Origin of the sequence: Leptolyngbya sp. FACHB-541, assembly GCF_014695875.1 — a bacterium.
Lineage (GTDB): Bacteria > Cyanobacteriota > Cyanobacteriia > Elainellales > Elainellaceae > JAAUTN01.
Genome location: NZ_JACJPC010000130.1, coordinates 83,545 through 102,994, shown reverse-complemented (window position 1 = coordinate 102,994; position 19,450 = coordinate 83,545). Strand labels below are relative to the sequence as shown.

Genomic DNA, 19,450 nt, shown 5'->3' with positions numbered 1-19,450 from the left:
GTCTCGAGAATGTCTGAAGAGTCAGAGGATGTTGCATGAATTTTATTGATAGAAGCTATTCAAACTACCTTTTGAATATCAAGTGAGAAAACCGTAGATTGAATCCATCGACGAAAGAAGTTTTTCTCTTTATCCATCGTCACCCTACCAGGAAGCAATAAGCTATGAAATCTACACTTAATTTCTCCACTTCGAAGATATCTAATCTTGACCGTGGTCTGGCACAAAAGAACAGACGTGAATCTAAGTTTCTAGCTGGTTTAGGTCAGATTTTATCGTCCATTCTAAGTATATTGGCTGGCAATGAAGAACCACAAATTAGCCAAAAGCGCGATCGCTCTGGTGAAGTCTTCTGGCGGGTTTACGATCCGACCACTGGCGAATCTGCTCGCTTCAATTCTGAGTTAGAAGTTCGATTTTGGTTAGAGCAGCGCTATTACCGCTAAGCTATGCTTCAAAGTCTTTTGATCCTCCTTGCTCTTCTTGGAAAAGAGAAAGCTAATCTACTTAAAGTCTCCCTTAGCAAGGGAGACTTAGAGATTTTTAAGAGTACTTGGCTAATATGAAAGAATATTTGAAAGCAACTGAAGTAATTGATTGGCAACATCCTGAAGTCATTGAGCTTGCTAAACAAATTGCATCAGGTCATCAAACATCAACAGCGATCGCAAAGGCGTGTTTCGAGTGGGTGCGAGATCAGATTTGTCATAGCGTTGACTATCAGATGAATCCTGTCACTTGTCGCGCTTCTGATGTTCTTAAATACAAAACAGGTTATTGCTACGCTAAGAGCCATTTGCTGGCAGCATTGCTACGAGCAAACCAGGTTCCAACAGGATTCTGTTACCAGCGATTGAGCATTGATGATCAAGGTGCACCTTATAGTTTGCATGGTTTCAATGCCATTCATTTATCTGAAATAGGCTGGTATAGGGTTGATGCCAGGGGCAACAAAACCGGAATCAATGCTCAATTTACTCCGCCTCAGGAGCAGTTAGCATACGAGATACGGTTCCCCAAAGAGGCAGATTTTCAGACCATTTTTGCTGAACCGCTTCAAGTTGTGATAGAAGCGCTGCAAGCTCAAACCAAGTGGGATGCAATGCATCGCAATCTTCCGGATATTTGTTTAAATTCCGCGAAGGAACACGGTCTTATAAAAGATGCCAAGTATGTATAAGCTTTCTTCGCTAATAAATTGGTGAGCGACTCGACATACAGCTGCTTGTCCAATGGACAGATCGCCTTTGCTAGAAAGACTAGTGTGACGGCAATCACCCATCACTTGCCGCAACCGACCCGGACGCGGATTAAGAGAAATACAAGTCGTATGTTCTACTGAGTTTTGATATTTCTCGTACCTTGCAGGCTGACAAAACTCTTCAACTAAATTTTGTCCCAGCCACAAGATTTGCTAGAAAAAGTTGGGGGTTGAAGACCCTTACTAAGCAGATAAACTATTTCTGAATCGGTAGACCGGTTGACTACTGTACTCATCTCATTGCCCAACTTTTGTACGCTAACTAATCCCTCAAATCACTTGAGTAGAAGTGGGTTTGTAATTGCAGCGATCGCCAGAAAGTAGCAACTTCTATTCTGTAATCCTAAACACTAACCAATCACATTTATAGATTTTTCTTCAAAGCTTTCTTTAATTAAGCAACATGCATTTTAATTGAGCAAAAAGAAACCGTAAAGTCTCGACCCTAGTCGTATTATTAGTGACTTATCGCGACTATTACTAAAGTAAGGGGCAATGAGATTGAACTGTTCCTTTTCCCTGGTTTTGAAGCTGGGCTAGCGCGTTATTCCTATCATCCGCAGCTTTTGTCAGGAAAGGATCTACAGGTAGTGTTGCGATCCGACTTTGAGATTTTGTCACGTTCATAGTTCTCAGAGGATGCCTGAGAAGTAAGAAAGTTTCTAACCTTCATCTCCTATCTTTCCAGTGAAGGGAGGCTAGTTCCTGGTTTCCTTTGCACTCGAAGATAACCAAAGTGAAGGGGATTCAAACTTCGGTTTCATACTTTTCCAACAACCTCTCACACGATAACTTTGTTGGTACTTTATGCTGCAAAAAATCCACACAATTTTTCCTAAGTCCTCAGTTGAGCGAGTTTACGCCGCAATCCTTTCCAGGCGAAGGCGAGAAGTAAACTCCCTCTCCGAAAAAGACAGCCAAATTGTCGATACCCTTCGCCATGAGGGAACTTGTATTACGTCTTTGAATGATCTGTCGTTTCCTGCTAACTCACGCTTACTAGACGCAACTAATCGCATTCTGACTAAAACCAAGTCAGAGAATGGTAAAACCTTTCCTTTACGAGTAGGCAAACGCCAAATTGTGACTGAATATCCTGAGATATTTCTATGGGGATTAGAAGAGCGGCTCCTATGCATCATTGAGAGTTACTTTGGCTACCCCGCAGCCTTTTTGGGGGTATCACATCGGGTAGAAGTGCCAGACGGGCAGCAAACTGGGACAAGACTATGGCACTTAGATGGTGAAGATCACTGCATGATTCGAGTTATTGTCTACCTGACTGATGTTGGGATAGAAGGTGGCCCGTTTGAGTACATTCCTCGCTCTATTCGTCCTACTCAAGCTCCTTTACATCGCCTTTATTGCCAAATTTTTGATCAGGAAAAGTTCGATCGCATCTACCGCAAAATCAGCGATGCAGACATGCAAAACATGGTGCCAAGTAAATATTGGATACCTTGCACAGGTGTGCAGGGCACAGTCGTGTTTACCGATACGGCGAACGTGTTTCATCGGGGTAAAGTGCCTCAACCCAACCATCCTGCTCGTTCGGCTTTGTTTTTTACCTACACTTCCAGGCACCCTAAGCGCCTTAAGCTTTCTAAGCAAGTGTTTCCTGAAGAACTATTGTTGCTGATGGCAGATCGTTTCACACAGCGGCAACGGGAATGCGTTTTGGCCTGGCGGTAACCGGAACTAGCAGTAACAAGGCGCGCAACATTACCCTACTCCAAGGCGATACATTAGGTAGAGATAAATGAGACTTCACCCTGTAGTTGGTGCTTGTGAGCAAAATTCTTTTGATTGTGCATCAGGAAACGTCTGAGCCGGGTCTAGTTGGGCAAATATTGCAGGCTAGAGGCTATGAGCTAGATATTCGCTGTCTAGCTGGGGGCGATCGCCTCCCAACCGGAACCGATGAGCATCAGGGCACCATAATTTTTGGTGGACCTATGAGTGCAAACGACGACAACACTTTGCCTTTCATTCGAGCTGAGATGGATTGGATTTCCGTCGTTCTCAATGCAGGAAAACCATTTTTAGGAATTTGTTTAGGGGCACAGCTTTTAGCCCGAGTGTTGGGTGCTACAGTTGCTCCCCATCCTGATGGCATTGCTGAAATTGGTTATTTCCCGGTGCGACCAACATCAGTTGAGCAAACTGAATTGCCTCTACCCAACTACGTTTATCACTGGCATCGAGAGGGATTTGAATTGCCTCAAGGGGCAACTTTGCTAGCTCAGGGAGAAACGTTTACTAATCAAGCATTCTGTTATGGAAACGCCTACGGGCTACAGTTTCACCCAGAAATGACTCCGGAAATGATTGATAAGTGGACGACCTTGGGAGCCGAACAATTAACTCTGGTAGGTGCCCAAACCCGACAGCAGCAGCTTGAAAAATATCCTGTTTATACTCCTGCGATCGCCACCTGGTTAGAAAAATTCCTCTCTCAGTGGCTTGCTAGCTCAAATAATCGCTTCTAGCTACTCGTTTCTAACTGCTAGAAATACTGGTATTCTGCTGATCTTTGCACTTCTCTAGATTCTTGGTGGATGTGCCCTCTCATGGCGGCCTGCTGCAAATGAATGAAAGCGTTTAGGTCTTCCCAATCGTATTGAGTCTTTTGGAGAAGGTGTCTTAGCTGATCTTCTGCCGATACGCTCAGATATCCCGTCTCTAAGGCACAATGAACAATTTCACGAATAGAAGTCATATCAGCACCCCTAGTAGAGCAACGGAACTACTGTCTAACTATTAACAAATCTTAAAGAATTTGAAAAAATATAAATATTTGACCAAGAGAATACTACTTCTAAAATCGAATGGGAATCCCCCTTCCAGGTGAGGATTTTCTACTTATAAATTTATTACTTAAACTCTTCCTCTAGGGGGATGACGAACTGCTAGTGTTATTGCAACTCTGGGCTCCAATAATAAAACCCGGCAGCGAGTGCCGGGTGTCGTGCTGAGTGCTGTCAGTGTGGGTACATCTTCACAGCATCTTGGAGTTAATTCATCTCTCGATAGGTAGGCCGTCGCAAACTAAACTTTTCAAACGGATGAAGGAGCGATCGCTTGTTCGCTGAGAGTGGCGATCGCTTGCAGCAGTTCTGTTGCCTCAACGGGTTTAGAGACATGCATCTGAAAGCCTGCGGATAATACTTGCTTGCGGTCTTCTTCGCGAGAATAGGCCGTCAGCGCTACCGCTGGAATAGACCCACCTTCCGCTGGCGACAGCCGCCTCACCTGCCGAATGAGACTATAACCATCTTCTCCGGGCATTCCAATATCACTGACCAACAGCTTAGGCTGCCAAGATTTCAGTAATTTTAGGGCTTCCTGAGCTGAGGCAGCCGTCGTTACCTCAATTCCAGATTCTGCTAACGTCACCGCGAGCACTTCCCGTGTGTCAGCTTCATCATCGACGACCAATACCTTGATGCCGTCAAAGGCATCAGGCAGGGATGAGGCATGAAGAATGAAGGATGAAGGATGAAGGTTTTCTTCTAAGGGGTCTGAAGCTAGGGCGTGAGCTGAGTTGAGTGGTTTTGCATGGTCCTCTTGCCCTTCGCTCTGGCGCAATAGGGGAATCTGAACGGTAAAGGAAGCTCCTCGCCCTTCACCCTCACTTGCTGCCTGCACGGTACCGCTGTGTAGCTCAATGAGGTGACGGACGATCGCCAGCCCCAGTCCCAAACCGCTATGGGGACGGGTTGTAGTTCCGTCTGCCTGGCGAAAGCGATCAAACACGTGAGGCAAAAATTCAGGCTGGATGCCAATTCCAGAATCTGTTACGCGTAGTTGGGCTTGCTCCTGCTGCTGGGTCAACTCCACCACGATGCGTCCTTGCTCTGGAGTAAATTTGATCGCGTTGGTTAGCAGATTCCAGACGATCTGCTGAAGTCGAGTTGGATCGCCACAGACTGGGATTGCAGAGTTCGCCACGCTCATTTCTAGCTGAAGTGCCTTGACTTCAATCAGGGGACGCACTGATTCGACCGCCTGCTCCACAACTGAAGCAAAATTAATGGGGCACAGGTTGAGCCGCAGTTTGCCTCGCACAATCAGCGAAACGTCAAGAATGTCTTCGATCAGCTGGGCCTGAGAGCGGGCGTTGCGTTCAATTGTTTCCAGGGCACGAGCGGTGGTTTCTTCGTCAAACTTTTTAGTTCGCAATAGCCGTGCCCAACCCATCATCGAGTTGAGCGGCGTTCGCAATTCGTGTGACAGCACTGCCAAAAACTCATCTTTCATTCGGTTGGCGGCTTCGGCTTGCTGGCGGGCTGCCTGTTCATGAATGATTTGGACGCGGGCGGCTTCGGCGTTTTTGCGTCCAGTGATGTCTTCAACGGTGCCAACGTGCCCCATCAATTCACCGGTGTTAGAAAACATGGGTGATGAGCGAACGTGAGTCCAGCGGACTTCACCCGACCGAGTTTGAAACCGAAATTCATTAGAATATTCTCGAATTTCTCGCGTGTAGGCGAACCAGTCGGCTATGACCTGCTGCCGATCTTCAGGATGAACGGCTTGTAGCCATCCGTCCCCTAGTGCGTCAGGTAGCGTCAAGTCGCAGATTGCCTGAAATCGAGGGTTGGTGTAAGTGCAAGAACCATTCACATCGGTCAAAAAAATGCCGACCGGAGAGCAAGCGCTGAGCAACCGAAACCGTTCTTCACTTTCTCGCAGTTCGGTGTTGATGCTAGCAAGCTGCCTGGACTGTCGTTTTACCTCTTCGGTTTTCTTGAATAGCTCGATAAATACGCCGACTTTTGAGGTGAGAATGTCGGCTTCAATGGGTTTAAGCAGATAGTCCACTGCGCCGAGGGAGTAGCCTCGAAATACTAAACTGTCGTTGGTGTTAAAAGCAGTCAGAAAAATGATCGGGGTGTGGCGCGATCGCTCTCGACTGCGAATCAACGTTGCAGTTTCAAACCCATCCATCCCCGGCATCTGCACGTCTAGTAAAATCACCGCAAAATCCTGATGCAGCAAGGATCGCAAAGCTTCTTCACCAGAATGAGCCTTGACCAAGTTTCCTCCCAATGGATCTAGGATGGCTTCCAGAGCCAGAAGATTTTCTGGATGGTCATCCACTAGGAGAATGTTGACGGTGAGTTCAGACAGCATGAGTTTACTTCCACATGGGCTGGCAAAGGTTGATCAAATGTGGGGCAATTTTTGGAAGCGGTAAAATCCAGTCTACGACAGCAGTGGCGATCGCTGCTGCTGGCATGGTCGCACTTTCGGCCGTTGCTGGTTCTTGAACGATCGTTGACCCACCCTGAGCCTTGATTGCAGCTAACCCTTTTGCCCCATCCTGGTTAGCGCCCGTCAAAATTATCCCGATGACAAACTCGCCATATACATCTGCCGCCGATTCAAACAATACATCAATAGACGGGCGAGCATAGGATACGGGTTCGTCAATAGAGAGCGTGAAATAGCCTACATCAACCAGCATGTGATAATCTGCTGGGGCGACATACACTGTTCCGGGCAGTAAGTCGTCTTTGTCCACTACTTCTCTAATGGGTAGGGTGACGTAAGGTTGTAAGAACGAACTCATCATATCTTCGGAGTCTTTGTGTCGGTGCTGTACGACGGCGATCGCTACGGGAAAATTGGAGGGTAGCCCAGATAGCAACACCTTTAGAGCTGATAGCCCGCCCAGCGAGGTACCGATGACAACCAGCTTGAACACCGCTAGTGAATCCTCCGATAAAGCTTTTCACTTCCTGCTAGCTCTTCATAGTAGGCTTCGTAGGGTGTAAATTTCAGCGTTTCCTGTCGCCCCAACCCTAGGATGCCAAACGGACACAGGCTGGCGTGAAATAGCTCATAAACTCGCTTTTGAAGAGCTTTATTGAAATAGATTAAAACGTTGCGGCAGAGAATTACGTTGAATTCGTTAAAGGAGCTATCTGTTGCCAAGTTGTGCTGCGAGAAGACAATATTCTCTTTTAGGGAAGTGCGAAAGATTGCACTATCGTAAGCTGCTGTATAGTATTCGGAAAACGAGCGTTTTCCCCCTGCCTTGAGATAGAGTTGCGTGTATTCTTGCATCAATTGCAGCGAAAAAATTCCGCCTTTTGCCTGTTTCAATACCATCTCGTTCATGTCGGTCGCGTAGATGCGGCAGCGCGGGTAAAGCCCCTCTTCTTCTAACAAGATTGCCATTGAATAGACCTCTTGCCCGGTTGAGCAGCCTGCGTGCCAAATCCGAATAAAGGGATAGGTCCGTAAAATTGGTACGACTTTTTCTCGAAACGCCAGGAAAAAGTTGGGGTTGCGAAACATCGCGGTGACATTAACCGAAAGCCCCAGTAAAAAGCGATCGAGGCAAGCCGGATCGTGCAGCACTTTCTCTTGGAGTGCCGAAACGTTGGGCAATTTTTCAGAGCAAAGGATGTTCCAGATACGTCGTTTGAGGGAAGAGGGCGCATAGTTACGAAAATCAAAGCCGTAATAGCGATACACCCCTTCAAGGAGTAACTGAACTTCAATATCCTCCAGTTTGGGTCTTGCTAAAGTCATAATCGGTTAATCGCTACAGAACTGAGGACTGAGACAAAACTGAGAACTTCAGAGCTGGAGCAAGTTTTTTAAACAAATTGAATCGTCGTTCATAAATGAGGTCGCGATCGCACCCCTACAAGCGCTAAGGGTTGCAAACTCAACCTATACACTTGTTTACATGATGCCGTACGACGAGTCATTAGTCCTCAGTCTTAGGCTAGGAATAGACCTCAGGATAGATAGAGGGTTGGAGATGAAGGGGAAGATGCAGCTGTAGGGTTAGATCTCTTGAAGTTAAAAGCGATCGCTTTTGTTCCAGTTCCCCAGATTTCAAGTTTAAAAGGCAAAGTTTCAGGTTGAAATGACACAGTTGTGGGTTGAAACAGCAACGTTGTGCGTTGAAACACCAAAGTTCCGATCTGAAACGGCAACGTTGTAGGTTCAAACGACAACGTTCTAGTTTGAAACAGCAAAATTCTAGGTTCAAACAGCAACGTTCCAGTTTGAAACGACACAGTTCCGATCCGAAATGGCAATGTTCCAGGTTGAAACAGCAACGTTCCAGGTTGAAACAGCAACGTTCCAGGTTTAGGGGACGATCGCTCCTACTCCAACCTAGAAAATTCTAATCGCGGTGGCGCGGCAGGTCTAAAGCGTTGGGTTTCGCTCTGCTCCACCCAACCTACAGCTCTACTATCTTTAATTTGTGTAGGTTGGGTGAAGTGCAACGGAACCCAACACCCCAAGCTTGAGATCCTAGTGGGACAGACAAAGCCAAGCGTGCCCATCTTTCATCCCTCATCCCTATTGATATAGCCAAACCCGCAGCAGGGAAAGCAATTGCTCGGTATCAATCGGTTTGCTGATGTAGTCAGAAGCTCCGGCTTCGATGCAGCGATCGCGATCGCCCTGCATTGCTTTTGCGGTGAGGGCGATGATCGGCAAATCTCGAAAGGCATCCTGTTCTCGAACTGCACGGGTTGCATCGTACCCATCCATTTCAGGCATCATCACGTCCATTAAGACGACATCAACATCAGAATGGGTTTGCAGAACCTCAAGTCCTTCTCGACCGTTTTCGGCATACAGCACTTCTATGTCGTAGCGCTCTAGTAGTCCGGTGAGGGCAAAGATATTTCGCACGTCGTCGTCTACAATCAGCACCTTTTTGCCTGCCAAAATTGGGTCACTTTGGTGAAGCTGTTCTAGTATTTGCTGCTTGGGCTGTGGCAGGTTTGCCTGAACGCGATGTAAGAAAAGGGCGGTTTCGTCGAGCAGGCGTTCTGGCGATCGCACATCTTTAATGATGATTGTTTCTGCCATTCGCTTGAGCTGAGTCTCTTCCTGCTTGGTCAACTCTTTGCCGGTGTAGACAATGATTGGCAAGTTTGCCAGGCTGTCCTGCTGTTTGATCTGCTCAATTAGCTCAAAGCCACTCATGTCAGGCAATCCCAGGTCTAGCACGACGCATTCAAAGTGCCCTTGACGCAAAGTTTCCAGTGCTGCGGCTCCGGTGGCAACCGTTGTGGTTTGAACGTCGCCATTGCCGATTAGCTCTCGAATGCTTTCAGCCTGAGTGATGTCATCTTCAACGACGAGCAGGTTTCTTACCTGTCGTTCGACAAAGCCTTTGATGTCGGTGAGCGCCCGAGTCAGCGTTTCGGGGGAAACGGGCTTTTGCAGGTAGGCGATCGCTCCCAGTTGCAGTCCACGCTGCTGGGACTCCTCCACTGAGAGCAGGTGAACCGGAATGTGGCGAGTGGTTGGGTCATGTTTCAGTCGGTCAAGCAGCGTCAACCCATCCATATCGGGCAGGTGAATGTCTAGCATAATCGCGTCAGGCTTAAACTCTCGCGCCATTGCCAACCCTGGATTGCTGCGTAGCGCCACTAATCCCTTAAAGCCTTGTTCTCGCGCCATTTCTAGCAGGATTCGAGCAAAGTTGATGTCGTCTTCGATGATTAGCAGGGTGCGATCGCCCGGTTGAAGGTTGTGGCGATCGTCGGGGAGGAGGGGGTTGGGGGCTGGAGAAGGGGCTGGGGGCGGGGGGCTGGGGGCTGGGGGTTCAGAAGTGGAATGGGAGAGTGGGAGAGTAGGTTTTGGAGTTTGGGTCTTGGAGATTGGAGTTTGGACGACTGGAGCGGGAGCAGTTTGGGGCAGGTAGAGGGTGAAGGTGCTGCCTTGCTCGACTTGGCTGGTCAGGTGAATTTTGCCGCCTAGCAGTCGAGCGAGTTCGCGGCTGATCGAGAGCCCTAAGCCAGTGCCGCCATATTTGCGGCTAGTGGTACCGTCTGCTTGCTGGAAGGCTTCAAAAATGATTTGCTGTTTTTCGGGTGAGACGCCAATGCCTGTGTCGCTGACGGCAAAGGCGATCGCATCCACTGTTTTGCCATCCTCCTGCTTTAGTCCCTGGGCAATCGACGTGATTCGCAGTGTCACCCGTCCATGCTCAGTAAACTTCAACGCATTAGAGAGTAGGTTTTTGAGCACCTGTTGCAGGCGCTTTGAATCGGTGGCGATCGCTCCTGGCAGCGATTCATCCAGTTCAACGGTAAAGCCCAGTCCTTTACTCTCAGCAATTTGTTGGAAAGTTCGTTCAATGTAGCCTTTCAAATCATCAAACTGAACGGGCTCAAACTCTAGCGAAATCGTGCCCGACTCGATTTTTGCCAAGTCAAGAATGTCGTTGATTAACTCCAGCAAGTCCGTTCCGGCAGAGTGAATTGTTTTGGCGTACTCAACTTGTTTGCTGGTGAGGTTGCCATTGATGTTGTCCGTTAGCAGCCGCGCCAAAATTAGCAAACTGTTGAGCGGCGTTCGCAATTCGTGCGACATATTGGCCAAAAACTCGGACTTGTAGCGCGAACTTAAAGCCAGTTGCTCTGCCTTCTCCTCTAATTCTTGACGGGCGTATTCAATTTCCTGATTTTTGCGCTCTACCTCACGATTCTGAGAGGACAAAAGCTTAGCTTTTTCTTCCAGTTCCTCATTGAGTTGCTGCAATTCCTCGTTGGTTTGCTGCAATTCTTCCTGCTGTTGCTTCAGCATTATCTCTGATTCGCGCAAGGTCTCAGCCTGTTCTTCAAGCTGCTGGTTGCTGGCTTTTAGCTCCTCTTGCTGGTTCTGTAGCTCTTCGGTCAGGGTTTGTGATTGTTGCAGCAGTTTAGCCGTTCGCATATCAGCGGCGATCGTGTTTAATACAATTCCCAAGCCTTCTGTCACCTGGTCGAGCAACGTCAGGTGAATCGACCTAAATTGCTGAAAAGACGCTAGCTCAATTACTGCGATCACTTCCTGCTCAAACAGAACGGGCTGCACCAAAATATTCAGCGGCGGCGCTTGCCCCAGTCCAGAGCTAATGCGAATGTAGTCACTGGGAACCTCCGTCAGCAGAATTTTTTGCTTTTCCAGGGCACATTGCCCGACCAGCCCTTCACCCAGTCGAAACCGATTCGCCAGATGTTTTCGTTCCTGATAGGCATAGGTGCCCAATAGCTTTAGGGTCGGCTGCTCATCTTCGACCTGCATTAAATAAAACAGCGCTTGACTTGCCCCAACTAGTGGTGCCAGATCAGACAAAATCATTCTGGAAACTGTTTCCATGCTGCGCTGACCCTGCAACATGCGGGTGAACTCTGTCAGGTTAGATTTGAGCCAACCCTGTTCCTCGTTTTCGCGAGTGGTGTCTCGCAGGTTGGCGATCATCTGGTTAAAGGTCTGGGTCAGCACGCCGATTTCATCGTGGCGATCGCTCTCTGGCAAACTAACCGCTAAATTTCCATCGGTTAAGTCCTCTGCTGCATCTGAAATTTGCTTCAGCGGTCGAGAAATGTTTTTCGCCAGGAAAAAACCCAGTAACGCTAACAAAAGGGAATAGAGCGGAATGCCAAAAGCTACACCATAGAGCATTTGCCGGGTGGCTAAATCTGCCTGGGCGGTGCGCTGGTCCAGCAGTTCTGTCTCTGTGGCTTCCATCTCTTCAATCAGGTCTCGAATCTCATTCATAACCTGCCTGCCCTGGTCAACCTGAACCACTTCCAAAGCGGGATCAAATCCCTGGGTACGCCGAATATCAATGACCCGCTGCATTACTTCAAGACGATTTGCTACCAGTGGCACAAGCCGATCAAGCTGTTGCTGCTGAACTGGATTGTCCTGCGTTAAGTCTCGAATCTGCTCAATTCTTCCATCCAGCGTGCTGATTGCCGCAGTGTAAGGCTCCAGATAACTCTCCTGCCCTGTGATGATGTAGCCTCGCTGTCCCGTTTCAGCATCTTTGATAGTAGAAATTAACCCCTCAAGCTCATTGAGAACCTGGTAAGTATGGCTTTCCATACGAGAGGCTGTTCTAACCTGAAGCGCACCTCGATAGGAAAGCCAGCCCAATGCTGCAAAAATCGCTACACCTGTTGCAAAACTGATGCCTATCTTGGTGCCAATTCTTAACCTGTTCAGCATTTGTAGCGTTTACTCACCTGTATTCATGAACGATCTTGCCATCTTTAGCAAGACCTTTGCTGGGAATGGATGGAGAACTCACCTTCGGGCAGATGAGCAAATTCGAGTCCGAGTAGTGACACGTTTATTCACAATGCTTTACATTACATAACATCACCGTATCTGTAGGTAGCAAGCGCGATGGTAGGTTTCATCAAAGGCTTTTTCGGTTCTAAGGCAAAGAAGCAAAGTGAAGTGGAGCAGGTGGATTTAACTCCATCTGAAAAGGCTGCTAGAGCGCAGGCTTATTTTTTGGATGCGGACTCAGCAAAAACATTAGGCGATCTGGAGTATATGCGGACTGCTAAAGCTGTGAGACGCACGTTTCCTAAGACATTGGCTAATCCACAAGGGTTTGAGAAGATCAACCAGATTTCCTCTATTGCACAATTAGAAGCAATGAAGAAAGTTGCTGCCTCTGTTGCACCAGAAGCGATCGCCAAGATTGATGCTCAGATCGAAGCCGTTAAGCAAGACAATGCTGCTCAAAACGGTCAGGCACCCAGCAGCCAAACGGGTTCTAGCGATCGCCGTAGTGCTGACACCAGCATGGATATGTTCCGCAACATGGCGCGTGATATCAAAAAGCGATGATTGCGTAATGTAAAGTCGCAGGAAAACTTAAGAACTGGCAAGCAGGGCATCCATCTACGGGTAGATGTCGGAAGTAGTAGAGCAGAAATAAGACTGGGAGGATTATGCCCCCTATTCTCTCGCTACTGGAGCCTAGAAGATGAAAGCCCTGCTGCTCTATCCCCAGTTCCCAAAAACTTTTTGGTCATACGATCGCTTCATGGAAATGGCCAGCCTGAAGGCGACCATTCCTCCTCTAGGCATTCTTACCGTCGCTGCGCTGCTGCCTCAAGATTGGGAAATTCGGTTTCGCGATCGCAATGTCACCCCTGAAACGGAAGCGGATTGGGAATGGTGCGACATCGTCATTCTGTCGGCTATGTTGGCGCAAAAACCAGACTTTCATGCGATGATTTGCAAAGCTGTGCAGTTGGGCAAGAAGGTCGCGGTGGGTGGCCCGTACCCGACTTCTGTCCCGCAGGATGCGCTGGACTCCGGAGCCGACTATCTGATTTTGGATGAGGGCGAGATTACGGTACCGATGTTTTTGGAGGCGATCGCCCAAAAACAACCGGAAGGAATCTTTCGCACTGCTGAAAAGCCCGATGTCACCCTCAGCCCGATCCCTCGGTTTGACCTGCTTCAACGCGATCAATACCTGATGATGGCAATCCAGTTTTCGCGCGGCTGTCCGTTTAACTGCGAATTCTGCGACATCATCAGCCTCTACGGGCGCAAACCCCGCACCAAGTCCCCAGAGCAAACCCTGGCAGAGTTACAAACCCTCTATGACCTGGGCTGGCGCGGCTCCATCTTCGTTGTAGATGACAACTTCATTGGTAATCAGCGCAACGTCAAGCTTATGTTGCGAGAACTGATTCCCTGGATGCAGCAGCGGCAATATCCCTTCACTTTCCTCACTGAAGCCTCTGTTAACTTAGCCGAAGATGCCGAACTGCTGGACTTGATGGCAAAAGCAGGCTTTTATGGCGTGTTCCTGGGAATTGAAACGCCTGATCAAGACAGCCTCCAGGTGACTCGCAAAGTACAAAACACGCGCAATCCATTGGTTGAAGCCTGTCGCACGATTAACCAGGCAGGACTGATGATTTATGCCGGATTTATTCTTGGGTTCGATGGGGAACGGACGGGGGCGGGCGATCGCATCCAGGCATTTGTCGAAGCCACCAGCATTCCTCAGCCGATGCTAGGCATCCTTCAGGCACTTCCCAACACTGCCCTCTGGGATCGACTCAAGCAAGAACAGCGGCTATTCCAAAATCAAGGCGTCACCGAAGTAGGCGACCAAAACTGTCTGATGAACTTTACGCCAACTCGACCCTTAGCAGAAGTCGCCAAAGAATATGTCCAAGCACTGTGGACAATGTACGAACCCTCAAATTACCTCAAGCGCTGCTTCCAGCACTGTTTGAGCATCACTCCTAACCCTCAACTCCAGCAAAACGTATACTTCCCCCCTGGCAAAAGCTTCAAGCTGGTAGCGCGTTTACTCTGGCTACAAGGCATCAAGCGGGCTGGAAATCGAGTTCAGTTCTGGCAGCAACTCTGGACAATTTTTAGAACAAAACCTCAATTCCTCAACATGTACCTTGGCTTGTGTGCCGCTGGTGAACATTTTTTGGAATACCGCACCATTGCCCGCCAGCGAATTGTGCAACAGCTAGGCTATGACCCTCTGGTTACGACTCCTCCAGAGAAAGTATTGGTCATGAGTAATGGGTGATGGGGATTAGGGGGTTAGGGATTGGGGGTTGAAGATTGAATGATAGATAATGAAGTATCCAATTTCATTCTCGTTTGAGGGGGAAGCGGGGGCGATCGCCGATCGCCCCCACAAAGACAAAACCCTTCTCCAAAACCTCCCGTCAAAACTCCTAAGCTAAAAGCAGACTTCCCTTTACTCCAAACCCCCAACCCCCATCTCCCGCCATGCTATCTACCTCCCAATCCTCACCAGCGCTGCAGCAGGGAATGTTGCGTCGAGTTCACCACATTGCCTTGAATGTCAAAGACATGCAGGCATCTCGCCACTTTTATGGCACCATCTTGGGACTTCGTGAACTCCAGGGAGAGGAAGTTCCAGAAACGCTAAAGGCTTTGTTTGAAGCAGGTGAAGCAGCGAACTTCGTCACGCCTGACGGCACAGTGATAGACCTCTTTTGGAAGCCTCACCTAGAACCTCCTCACCCTGACCCCGACAAAACCTTTACTCGCACTGGACATCTAGCGTTCGACATTGAGCCACATCTGTTTGACCAGGCAGTTGAAGTCATTCGCCAAAACCAGATTCCGATTGATCATGGGCCGGTTACCCGCCCTACAGGACGAGGAATTTACTTTTACGACCCAGACGGTTTACTAGTTGAAATTCGCTGTGATCCAGTACTTTAAGTAAAAGGCTTCGATGTAGGGCAACAATGACAACTAATGAACCTTTTGTCTCTCTCTCTATTCCTGACGAATTGCAGCAGGCTTTAGAGAAATATCGGCAGGAAAACAGAATTGAATCTACTTCGGACGCAATCAGGGATGTGCTTCAAAAGTTTTTTGAAGGGAAGTCCAACATTCCAACCTATGCCTCTGTTAAACAGGTTGAAGCATTAGAAAACTGGGTGAAGAATCTAGCGGAGCAGGTTACTGCAATTAATCAATCAGTCAAGTATTTGTCTGTAACACGTTCTATAGCCAGTTCTGTTATTCCTTTAAATTCTGTTGATTTAGAGGAAGACGAGATTGAGGATGAGCCTGACGAAATCCTATTTGATTTTTTGCCTGATGCAGACAGGTATTGAGCAACAAGTTAGGGCTTTCCTGCATTCTCTAAATTTCCTAATCTAGTCGGACTGGCGATCGCCCCCTCCCTCACTACGCCTCAGACTTCAAATCCCGTTCCATCAGAGCTTCTACTGCTTGCCGAGGTGTAATTTTGCCGTTGAGTAAGCGATAAACTTGCAGCGAAACGGGAACTGGAATATTTTCTCGTCTAGCAATATCAATTAGCACATTGGCAGTATTCACGCCTTCAGCTGTGCCTTGCAGTTCTGCCAAAATTTGCTCTAAAGAATTGCCTTGAGACAGCCTGAAACCCACTTGGTAGTTTCGGCTGAGCGGACTGCTACAGGTTGCTAATAAATCGCCCAAACCTGATAAGCCAAAAAATGTTTCGGTTTGTCCACCAAGGTGAGTGCCGACGCGAATAATTTCAGTTAAGGCGCGGGTGATTAGGGCAGATTTGGCGTTGGTGCCAAGCTGAAGCCCATCACATACTCCAACGGCGATCGCGATTACATTCTTTAGCGTTCCGCCCAGCTCAGTTCCAATTGGGTCGGTGTTTGTGTAGACCCGAAAGCGATCAGACGAGAAAGCAGTTTGCACCGTTTCGGCAGCAGCTTTGTTTGCGCTGGATACTACTGTGGCGGCAGGAAGCCCTTGCCCAATTTCTTTGGATAGATTTGGCCCAGACAGCACCACTACTGAGTTTTGTGGAAAACCTTCCTGCCAGATTTGCGAAGGGGTGCGACTGGTGGTAGCGTCCAACCCTTTTGTTGCAGTCACCAAAATTGTGTGAGCAGGAAGCTGACTAGCCTTGACCTGCTTCGCAACTTCTGACACCCCTTTCATGGAAATCGCAGAAATTACGATATCTGCTTCTGTTAGACAATCTGCCAAAGATACCTCACCTTGACGCGTCCACAGATTCACCTGATGTCCCTTCTGACTGGCTAGCTTTGCCAGTATGGAACCCCAGGCACCCGCGCCCAGAACAGCAATTTGGTAGATGTGATGATTAGACAAAGGGAAAGGATGGGGAATAAGGAATGAAGCTAACTCGTAGGTTGGGTGAAGCAAAGCGGAACCCAGCAGGATCTTTGCAAATGTTGGGTTTCACGTTGTTCCACCCAACCTACAGCGGACGATGCCTCTGTCTCTCAGGGCGAGAGGGGTGAGGAGCTTGAAGCTGGTTGAACTAACGCAGGTTGAGAGCCATCAACCTCAGACAGATCAACCGGAGCAGGCAACATTTCGCCGCGAAAGTCAAGGAGTTGCACCATGACCAGGTAGGCGATGCCCAGGAGGAGAGCGATCGCCCCCGTAATCACAGCCACAATCTTTGAACGATCCATAGTCCTGACATCCTCAACGGGTGATTTCAAACGCTATTTGAGATGTTGTTCCAGGAAGGCAGTCGTGCGCTCCCAGGCGTCTTCAGCCGCTTCTGGGTCATAGTTCATGCCAGAGGGGTTAGCAAAAGCATGGTCTGCACCGGGATAGACATAAATCTCAACCGACTTGTCCAGAGATTTGAGAGCAGACTCAAACTCACGCACGGTTTCAACGGGTGGGTTGTCATCGAGTGCGCCAAAAACTCCCAAAATAGGCATTTGTAGGCTGCTGAGACGAGCCGGATCAGTTTCTAGCTGTCCACCATAGTAAATGACTGCGGCATCGAGTTGATCAGGCAAAAGCAGTGCTGTGTTGAGCGACCAACTTCCCCCAAAACACCAGCCAAGGCTGGCGATCGCCGTTGCTGACTGCTCATCCAAATACTGGTAAGCCTGACGCAAATTTTCCTGAGCCAGTTGAGGATTTTGGGCAACTGCATCTACCAAACCACGCGCAGTCTGAGGATCTTCTGCAAATTCCCCGTTGTATAGATCGACTGCCAGCGCTGTGTAGCCTTCACCAGCCAAACGCTCAGTCATCATTCTAATGTTGTCGTTTAGCCCCCACCATTCGTGGATCACAATCAGTGCAGGCAGCGGCTCGGTTGCATCAGCCGGACGAGCCAGATAGCCCGTTACAGGGGTGCCATTAATGGTGGCATAGGTGACTTCCTCGGTTTCAACGGCCGTTGCGGGAGCTTGAGCTACAGCATCCGAAGCAATGGGTAAGTCAGCCCGGTGAGACTCCATCAGCCGACTAGCGTAATCCCGGTTTGACTCTTGGGCAACTGAAAGGCGATCGCTAAGGGGATTAAACAGCGCCCATAGCAACACCAAAAACATCGTTATGATGGCAATTCCGAATAGTTTACGCGGTTTACGCATGATAGCTCTGCTAATTCCTTCAATTTCAAGCTGCTAGTGAGACTTTGTAAACTTTTGCCTCAATCTTTAACCTAACATTGACTGCGCTGGTGTTGCTGACTGGTAGTGATTTGCGAAATGGGGACTACTATACTCAGTTAGTTACTATCAACGTGACTGCGACGATTCAATAGCTTTGCATCTCATGGATACTGCCTCTCAACCCACAGCCGAATCTGCGATTGCCAAACGTCTGGCTGTAGTGCAGATTGCCGAATTGCGAAAGGTCTATCGCACTGGTTTTTGGCTCAATCAAAAAGTGGTGCCGCTGAAAAGCTGTTCACTTGAAGTCTTTCAAGGGGAAACGTTTGGCTTACTTGGACCGAATGGAGCAGGCAAGACGACGATACTCAAAATTTTGCTAGGAATTGTCCGACCGACTCAGGGAAAAGCCTCTCTATTGGGAAAACCACTGGGCGATCGCACCGTCAAACAGCGAGTCGGCTACCTGCCCGAAAATCCTTACTTCTACGACTACCTGACGGGCTGGGAGTTCTTGCAGTACGCTGCCGGATTGTTTCAAATTCCTGCCTCAGTGCAGCGTCAGCGAATTCCAGAGCTTTTGGAACTGGTTGGGTTAGCGCAGTCTGCCGCCCGCAAAAAACAACTGCGGCAATATTCTAAAGGCATGTTGCAGCGAATTGGACTGGCTCAGGCACTAATTAACGATCCAGAACTGGTGTTTTTGGACGAGCCGATGTCTGGACTTGACCCGCTGGGACGCTACCAAATTCGCGAAATCATTCTGTCCCTCAAGGCGCAGGGCAAAACGATTTTCTTTAACAGCCACGTCTTATCGGATGTCGAAAAGATTTGCGATCGCGTCGCAATCTTGGCGCAAGGCGAACTGATCTGCATCGGCTCACTCACCGAGCTGTTGGGCACTCCCGAAATCTATCACGTCAAAGTCAATGGCGGCAGTTCAGAAGTATTGAAGCAATGGATTTCTGACCTAGAGCTTCAGGATGGCTACTGGCAAGGGCACCTCAAAGGACATCCCCAAGACTTCATGGCAAGTCTTCGCCTAATGAATGCTCAACTGGTTTCGATGAACCTATCTCGCCCTTCGTTAGAAGAATTTTTTGTCAATCAGCTTCGTCAACGTGGCATTCACACCAGTAGTTAAAAGAAAAGTAAGGAGCAGGAAGCAGAAAGATAAGCGAAAAAGCTTTTCGGGTAGGTGCAATCAAATTTCAGGTACCCAAAATCGCTTTTTGGGTAGGTGAATTCCCTTTTAGGGTTAGCAAAATCAATTTCCAAGCAAGCAAAATCAATTTCCAAGCAAGCAAATCGCTTTTTGGGTAAGCGAATTCCTTTTTCGGGTAGGTGAAATCAATTTCCAGGTAGGCGAATTCGCTTTTCGGGTTAGCAGAATCAAGTTCCAGGTAAGCAAAATCAATTTTTGCAACTACGAATCTAAGGAATCCTGTAATAGTAGAACCGTAGGTTGGGTGGAGCAGAGCGAAACCCAACGCTTTGAGCTTGC

General features: G+C 48.4%; 19 protein-coding genes. 9 read left to right on the top strand and 10 right to left on the bottom strand.

Annotated features, from left to right (window positions below; genetic code table 11):
• Positions 1-164: 164 nt before the first annotated feature.
• From H6G00_RS28670 to H6G00_RS28655, 4 genes are all read left to right on the top strand, one after another.
• On the top strand, positions 165-446 hold the full coding sequence (locus tag H6G00_RS28670) for a hypothetical protein (RefSeq protein WP_190646372.1): 282 nt from the start codon (positions 165-167) through the stop codon (positions 444-446).
• 116 nt (positions 447-562) lie between these two features.
• Positions 563-1,180, top strand: a complete 618-nt coding sequence (locus tag H6G00_RS28665; protein ID WP_190799324.1) for a transglutaminase family protein — start codon at positions 563-565, stop codon at positions 1,178-1,180.
• Positions 1,181-2,068: 888 nt separating this feature from the next.
• Positions 2,069-2,953, top strand: a complete 885-nt coding sequence (locus tag H6G00_RS28660) for a 2OG-Fe(II) oxygenase (protein WP_190799323.1) — start codon at positions 2,069-2,071, stop codon at positions 2,951-2,953.
• A 95-nt stretch (positions 2,954-3,048) separates the two neighbouring features.
• Positions 3,049-3,750 (top strand): glutamine amidotransferase, encoded by a 702-nt coding sequence (locus H6G00_RS28655; RefSeq protein ID WP_190646375.1) that lies wholly within the window; start codon positions 3,049-3,051, stop codon positions 3,748-3,750.
• Between the two features lie 17 nt (positions 3,751-3,767).
• On the opposite strand, the gene H6G00_RS28650 is transcribed toward H6G00_RS28655, so the two are convergent.
• The 6 genes from H6G00_RS28650 to H6G00_RS28625 form a co-directional block, all read right to left on the bottom strand.
• Positions 3,768-3,980: a hypothetical protein gene (locus H6G00_RS28650; RefSeq protein ID WP_190646376.1), complete on the bottom strand. Its 213-nt coding sequence runs from the start codon at positions 3,978-3,980 to the stop codon at positions 3,768-3,770.
• A 338-nt stretch (positions 3,981-4,318) separates the two neighbouring features.
• The gene (locus H6G00_RS28645) at positions 4,319-6,397 is read right to left on the bottom strand and encodes a response regulator (protein ID WP_190799322.1); all 2,079 of its coding nucleotides are present in this window, start codon (positions 6,395-6,397) and stop codon (positions 4,319-4,321) included.
• Between the two features lie 4 nt (positions 6,398-6,401).
• Positions 6,402-6,971 (bottom strand): chemotaxis protein CheB, encoded by a 570-nt coding sequence (locus H6G00_RS28640; protein ID WP_190646378.1) that lies wholly within the window; start codon positions 6,969-6,971, stop codon positions 6,402-6,404.
• Between the two features lie 2 nt (positions 6,972-6,973).
• Positions 6,974-7,804, bottom strand: a complete 831-nt coding sequence (locus tag H6G00_RS28635; RefSeq protein ID WP_190646379.1) for a protein-glutamate O-methyltransferase CheR — start codon at positions 7,802-7,804, stop codon at positions 6,974-6,976.
• A gap of 212 nt (positions 7,805-8,016) precedes the next feature.
• Positions 8,017-8,364 carry a hypothetical protein gene (locus H6G00_RS28630; RefSeq protein ID WP_190646380.1) on the bottom strand — a complete coding sequence of 116 codons (348 nt, stop codon included), beginning with the start codon at positions 8,362-8,364 and terminating at the stop codon, positions 8,017-8,019.
• Positions 8,365-8,590: 226 nt separating this feature from the next.
• Positions 8,591-12,244, bottom strand: coding sequence for a response regulator (locus H6G00_RS28625; RefSeq protein WP_190799321.1), 3,654 nt, complete (start codon positions 12,242-12,244; stop codon positions 8,591-8,593).
• Positions 12,245-12,424: 180 nt separating this feature from the next.
• Here H6G00_RS28625 and H6G00_RS28620 point away from each other — a divergent pair, with 180 nt between their 5' ends.
• From H6G00_RS28620 to H6G00_RS28605, 4 genes are all read left to right on the top strand, one after another.
• Positions 12,425-12,877 carry a hypothetical protein gene (locus H6G00_RS28620; protein WP_190799320.1) on the top strand — a complete coding sequence of 151 codons (453 nt, stop codon included), beginning with the start codon at positions 12,425-12,427 and terminating at the stop codon, positions 12,875-12,877.
• Between the two features lie 139 nt (positions 12,878-13,016).
• On the top strand, positions 13,017-14,600 hold the full coding sequence (locus H6G00_RS28615; protein WP_190799319.1) for a B12-binding domain-containing radical SAM protein: 1,584 nt from the start codon (positions 13,017-13,019) through the stop codon (positions 14,598-14,600).
• Between the two features lie 206 nt (positions 14,601-14,806).
• Positions 14,807-15,268 carry a VOC family protein gene (locus H6G00_RS28610; protein ID WP_190799318.1) on the top strand — a complete coding sequence of 154 codons (462 nt, stop codon included), beginning with the start codon at positions 14,807-14,809 and terminating at the stop codon, positions 15,266-15,268.
• Positions 15,269-15,294: 26 nt separating this feature from the next.
• The gene (locus H6G00_RS28605; protein WP_190799317.1) at positions 15,295-15,669 is read left to right on the top strand and encodes a ribbon-helix-helix domain-containing protein; all 375 of its coding nucleotides are present in this window, start codon (positions 15,295-15,297) and stop codon (positions 15,667-15,669) included.
• A gap of 73 nt (positions 15,670-15,742) precedes the next feature.
• On the opposite strand, the gene H6G00_RS28600 is transcribed toward H6G00_RS28605, so the two are convergent.
• From H6G00_RS28600 to H6G00_RS28590, 3 genes are all read right to left on the bottom strand, one after another.
• Complete coding sequence (locus H6G00_RS28600) at positions 15,743-16,672, bottom strand: NAD(P)H-dependent glycerol-3-phosphate dehydrogenase (RefSeq protein WP_199313473.1); 930 nt, start codon at positions 16,670-16,672, stop codon at positions 15,743-15,745.
• Positions 16,673-16,806: 134 nt separating this feature from the next.
• The gene (locus H6G00_RS28595) at positions 16,807-17,001 is read right to left on the bottom strand and encodes a hypothetical protein (protein ID WP_190646386.1); all 195 of its coding nucleotides are present in this window, start codon (positions 16,999-17,001) and stop codon (positions 16,807-16,809) included.
• A gap of 33 nt (positions 17,002-17,034) precedes the next feature.
• Complete coding sequence (locus H6G00_RS28590) at positions 17,035-17,925, bottom strand: dienelactone hydrolase family protein (RefSeq protein ID WP_190799316.1); 891 nt, start codon at positions 17,923-17,925, stop codon at positions 17,035-17,037.
• 184 nt (positions 17,926-18,109) lie between these two features.
• Between H6G00_RS28590 and H6G00_RS28585 the strand changes: the two genes are divergently transcribed.
• On the top strand, positions 18,110-19,090 hold the full coding sequence (locus H6G00_RS28585) for an ABC transporter ATP-binding protein (protein WP_190799315.1): 981 nt from the start codon (positions 18,110-18,112) through the stop codon (positions 19,088-19,090).
• Positions 19,091-19,157: 67 nt separating this feature from the next.
• Here the strand turns inward: H6G00_RS28585 and H6G00_RS28580 are convergent, their stop codons facing one another.
• Positions 19,158-19,436 carry a hypothetical protein gene (locus H6G00_RS28580; RefSeq protein WP_190799314.1) on the bottom strand — a complete coding sequence of 93 codons (279 nt, stop codon included), beginning with the start codon at positions 19,434-19,436 and terminating at the stop codon, positions 19,158-19,160.
• Positions 19,437-19,450: the final 14 nt, after the last annotated feature.